A 4330-nucleotide genomic window follows, 5' to 3' on the forward strand; every position below is an offset into this window, starting at 1 on the left:
GGGGGCCGCGCGCGGCTCGCGGCCGCCGCCGACGCCGACCTGTGGCCGGCCGTCGCGGCGCCGCTGTCGCAGCTGCGGGGGGCGCTGGACGGGCTGGCGCCGACGACCGCCGCCGCGTCCCGCGCCGCCGGCCTCGCGCCGGCGATGCTCGGCGCGGACGGGCCCCGGACCTACCTCGTGCTCGTCCAGAACACCGCGGAGCCGCGGGCGACGGGCGGGATCCCCGGCGCGGTCCTGCTGCTCGGGGCGGACGACGGGGCCGTCCGCGTGCTCGACCAGAGGGCCGGGGGCGACCTCGGCAACCTCGACGCGCCGGTCCTCCCCCTCACGGACGCGGAGCGGCGGCTCTTCGGCGACGACCTCGGTGCCGACCTGCGGGACGTCACGTTCACGCCCCACTTCCCGCGCGCGGCCGAGCTGGCCCGCGCGATCTGGGGGCAGGGGGTCGGGGGCGAGGTGGACGGCGTGCTGTCCGTGGACCCAGCCGCCCTCGAGCCCCTGCTGCGCGCCACGGGACCGGTCGAGCTGCCGCCCGGGCCCGTCGCCGACGCCGAGGGCGGCCGCCTCACCGCCGAGAACGCCGTGCGGGTGCTGCTCAGCACCGTCTACCTCGAGGTCGGCGACCCGGCCGAGCAGGACGCCTTCTTCGTCGAGACCGCCGGGCGGGTCTTCGCCGCGGTCCTCGAGGGGATGCGGGACCCGCGGGGCCTGCTCGCCGCGGCCGCCCGGGACGGGTCGCCCGGGCGCGTCCTGCTCTGGTCCGCGCACCCCGAGGAGCAGCGCCTGCTGTCCGGCACCGCCCTCGCCGGGGAGGTCCGGGGCGCGTCGGGCGGCGGCGCCGACGGCACCGCGGCCACGGCGGGTGCCGACGCCCCCGGGCCGGTCGTCGGGGTGTACCTCAACGACGGCAGCCGGGCGAAGACGGGCTTCTACGAGTCGCTGGCGGTCGACGTCGGACCGCGCACCTGCCGCGTCGACGGCACGGCGACCGTGACGGTCCGGGCCACGCTCGCCTCGCACGTCCCCGCGGGGGCGGCGGGCCTGCCGGCGTACGTCGTCGGCGACCTGCTCACCCCGGGGCACGTCCGGACGAACGTGCTCCTGTACGCCCCCACCGGCGGCCGGGTGGAGGAGGTCTCCGTCGGTGCCGGGGTGCCGGGCGTCCTGTCGGCGACCCACGAGGGCCTGGCGGTGGTGGCGCGCACGGTCGAGCTGGCGCCCGGCGAGGCCGTCACGGTCGAGGCCGAGCTGTCCTTCCCCGCGGCGCTCGCGGGGCCGCTGGTCGTCGCGAGCACGCCGCTCGCGCAGCCCCTCGCCCTTTCGGGTGACCTTCGCGGCGGCTGCTGAAGGTCGGCACCCCCGGGCCCGATGCCCTGGGCGAGGCCGTGGACGTCATGGCCGCGTGATTCGCCGGCCGACGAGCTTGCGAGACAGGAGAGATCATGAAGAAGCACCACGTGGCCGCCACGGCCGGCGCCGCCCTCGCGATGGTGGCGCTCGTGCCCTCCGCCGCCCTCGCGTACGAGGCCCCGGGCTACGACGGCGTCCTGACCGACCCGACCCCCGTCGTGGGCGAGGCCTTCGGCTTCGGCGCCACCGGCGTCGAGGCGGGCCAGACCTACACGCTCACGGTCACCACGACCCCCGCGAGCATCCCCAGCAGCGCGATCGAGATCGCGGGCACGAAGACGGCCCAGAAGGTCGCCACGGGCTCGACCGTCTCCTGGGACGTCAGCCTCACGACGGCCGGCTCCTTCAGCCTGGCCATCGCCGACGCCTCCGGCGCGGTGCTCGCGTCCGAGGCGGTGACGGTCGCCCCCGCGGGCACCGCCGCGGCCGCCGCCCAGGGCTCGCTCGCGCAGACCGGCTCGCAGAGCGGCGTCCTCGCCGCCGGCGCGGCCGCGCTCGTGCTGGGCGGTGCGGGCGCGGTCGTCGTCGCCCGCCGTCGGCACGCGATCGGTGCGTGAGCCGTCCGCTGACGGATGACGGAGCAGGGGGAGGGGACCGGGCCGTGGGCCCGGTCCCCTCCCCCGTGCACGACCCCGGTCCGCCCGGCGCCCCCGAGCAGGTCCCGGCCCCGTCGCCGTGACGGTGCGGTGACGGTGCGGAGGGCCCCGGCGCCCTCAACCGACCGTGCCCGCGTGCCGATAGCCCTGAGGACGACCAGAGGACGTCGGACGAGACGACAGGCGGGCACCCGGCGCGACCGGGCGCGGGCGCCGAGGAGCGATGACATGTCCCAGCAGGACGGTGCGACCGAGCGGGCCGACGGCGTCGGCGCACCCACCACCACCGGCGCCACCACCGGCACCACCGGCACCACCACCACCGCCACCACCACCGGCGGCACCGACGTGCCCGGGGTCGACGTCGACGTCGTCGTCGTGGCCTACCGCTCCCTGGCCCTGCTGCGCCGGTGCCTCGGCGCGCTGCGCCGCGCGGGCGAGCCCGGGCTGCGGCTGGCCGTGCACGTCGTGGACAACGCGAGCGGTGACGGGACGGCGGACGCCGTCGAGGCGGAGTTCCCCGAGGTCACCGTGCACCGCCAGCCGTGGAACAGCGGCTTCGCGCGGGCGAACAACAGGGTGCTCCGGGACGTGCGGTCCCCCTCCGTCCTGCTCCTCAACCCCGACGCCGAGATGGGCCCGGGCGTGCTCGGGCCGCTCCTGCGCCGCCTGGCGGAGGACCCGGCCATCGGGATGATCGGGCCCCGGCTCGAGCAGGCCGACGGGACCCTCGACCACGCCGCCAAGCGGTGCTTCCCGCGCCCGGAGGACGCGGTCCGGCACCTGCTGAGGCTGCCCGGCGCTCCCAGCCGGTACACGGCTCCCGACGTGCCCGAGCGCGGCTTCTCCTACGTCGACGCCGTCAACGGCGCCTTCATGCTCGTGCGCCGCGAGGCGCTGCAGGACGTGGGCCTCCTCGACGAGCGCTACTGGATGTACGGCGAGGACCTGGACTGGTGCATGCGCTTCCACCGCGCCGGCTGGGAGGTCGCGTACGACGGCACGGTGACCGCCCTCCACGCGAAGGCCGGCACCTCCGGCCGGCACCGCTCGCTCAGGCTCAACTGGCACTTCCACCGGAGCATGCTGCTGTTCTTCCGCGACTACCCGCCGCGGGGGAGCGCCGTGCCGCAGGCCCTCGTGCCGCTGGGCATCGCCGCGCGCTTCGCGGTCGTGGCGACCCGGGACGTGGTGGCGCGCCGCCTCCTCGCGGCGCGCGCGGCCCGGGCGGCGGAGCCCTCGCCGCTGCCGCGCGACGGCGTCCCCGGCACCGCCCGCGGGGCCGTCGACGCCGTCCCGGCACCGCGCCCCGCCCCCGAGGGGATCGGGGCCGGGACGACCGCGGGCCGGTCGTGATCGACGCCGTCGTGACGACCGCCGCCGTGGCCGCGGCGGCGGTCGCGCTGCTCCTGCCGCTGGCGCTCGTGCTCGTCGCCTCGCCGCGGCTGTTCGTGCTCGCCACCGCGGCCTACATCGTCTTCGTCCCGAAGCTCACGGTCCTGGCGGTCCCCGGCACGACCGTCGGCCTGCGCGGCGAGGACCTGCTCCTCAGCCTGCTCCTGCTCAAGGTGCTGGGCGACCTCCTCGCGCGGCGGGTCACGCTGCCCCGGCCGGCACGGACGATCACCGTGTGGCTGCTCCTCCTGCTCCCGGTGGGGCTCGTCGGCATCCTCGTGGGCACGGCGGCCGGGACCGTCGAGGACCCGGCGATCGCCGCGATGTTCCTGCTGCGCCGCTACGAGTACTTCGTCCTGTTCCTCGGCGGCGTGGCGTACTTCTCGAGCGCACGGGAGGCCCGCGGCCTCGTGGCCATGCTCGAGGCCTCGGTCCACTTCCACTTCGGCGTGGCGCTCCTGCAGGCGGCGGGCCTGGTGGGCGGCTTCCGGTTCGGCGTCTACCGCCCCGTCCCGCCCGACCGCGTCATCAGCACCTTCGGCGGGGCCTACGAGCTCGCCGCCTACCTGATCGTCGTGCTCCCGCTCTTCGTCTGGATGGTCCTGCGCACCCCCCGCCGCCTGGCGGGCGTCGTCGGCGTGGTCCTGGTGCTCGTGACGACCTGGATGACGCAGGCACGGACCTCCATCGCCGCCGGCCTGGTCCTCGTCGTCGTCATGGTGGCGGTGCTGCAGCGGAACAAGCTCGTGCTCCTCGCGGCGGCCGTGCCCGCCGCCGCCGGGCTCGCGCTCTGGGCGCCGACCGCCGCGCGCTCCGTGTCCGGCAGCCGGTTCGGGTCGCTGGACGTCGTCGAGATGTGGCAGGCCACCGTGCGCGGTGGCGGTGGAGTCGGGGTGGAGCCTCGACGGGCCGCAACGGGTCGCACGCGG

General features: G+C 77.1%; 4 protein-coding genes. All 4 read left to right on the plus strand.

Features of this window, described 5'->3' with window-relative positions; all coding sequences use genetic code 11:
* A partial coding sequence (locus EJA20_RS18035; RefSeq protein ID WP_129339897.1) for a DUF4012 domain-containing protein occupies positions 1 to 1347 on the plus strand: 1347 nt, incomplete at its 5' end.
* A gap of 95 nt (positions 1348 to 1442) precedes the next feature.
* Positions 1443 to 1967 carry an LPXTG cell wall anchor domain-containing protein gene (locus tag EJA20_RS18040; RefSeq protein WP_129339898.1) on the plus strand — a complete coding sequence of 175 codons (525 nt, stop codon included), beginning with the start codon at positions 1443 to 1445 and terminating at the stop codon, positions 1965 to 1967.
* 267 nt (positions 1968 to 2234) lie between these two features.
* Positions 2235 to 3362, plus strand: a complete 1128-nt coding sequence (locus tag EJA20_RS18045) for a glycosyltransferase family 2 protein (RefSeq protein WP_164984060.1) — start codon at positions 2235 to 2237, stop codon at positions 3360 to 3362.
* On the plus strand, positions 3359 to 4330 hold a 972-nt coding region (locus EJA20_RS18050), incomplete at its 3' end, for a hypothetical protein (protein ID WP_164984061.1). The genes EJA20_RS18045 and EJA20_RS18050, both read left to right, overlap by 4 nt.

It is taken from the genome of Cellulomonas endophytica (genome assembly GCF_004123805.1).
GTDB lineage: Bacteria > Actinomycetota > Actinomycetes > Actinomycetales > Cellulomonadaceae > Cellulomonas > Cellulomonas endophytica.

Bases quoted from the DNA above. Each gene is read 5' to 3' on its own strand.
- EJA20_RS18040 (WP_129339898.1), top strand. From the start codon at position 1,443: ATGAAGAAGCACCACGTGGCCGCCACGGCCGGCGCCGCCCTCGCGATG.
- EJA20_RS18045 (WP_164984060.1), top strand. From the start codon at position 2,235: ATGTCCCAGCAGGACGGTGCGACCGAGCGGGCCGACGGCGTCGGCGCA.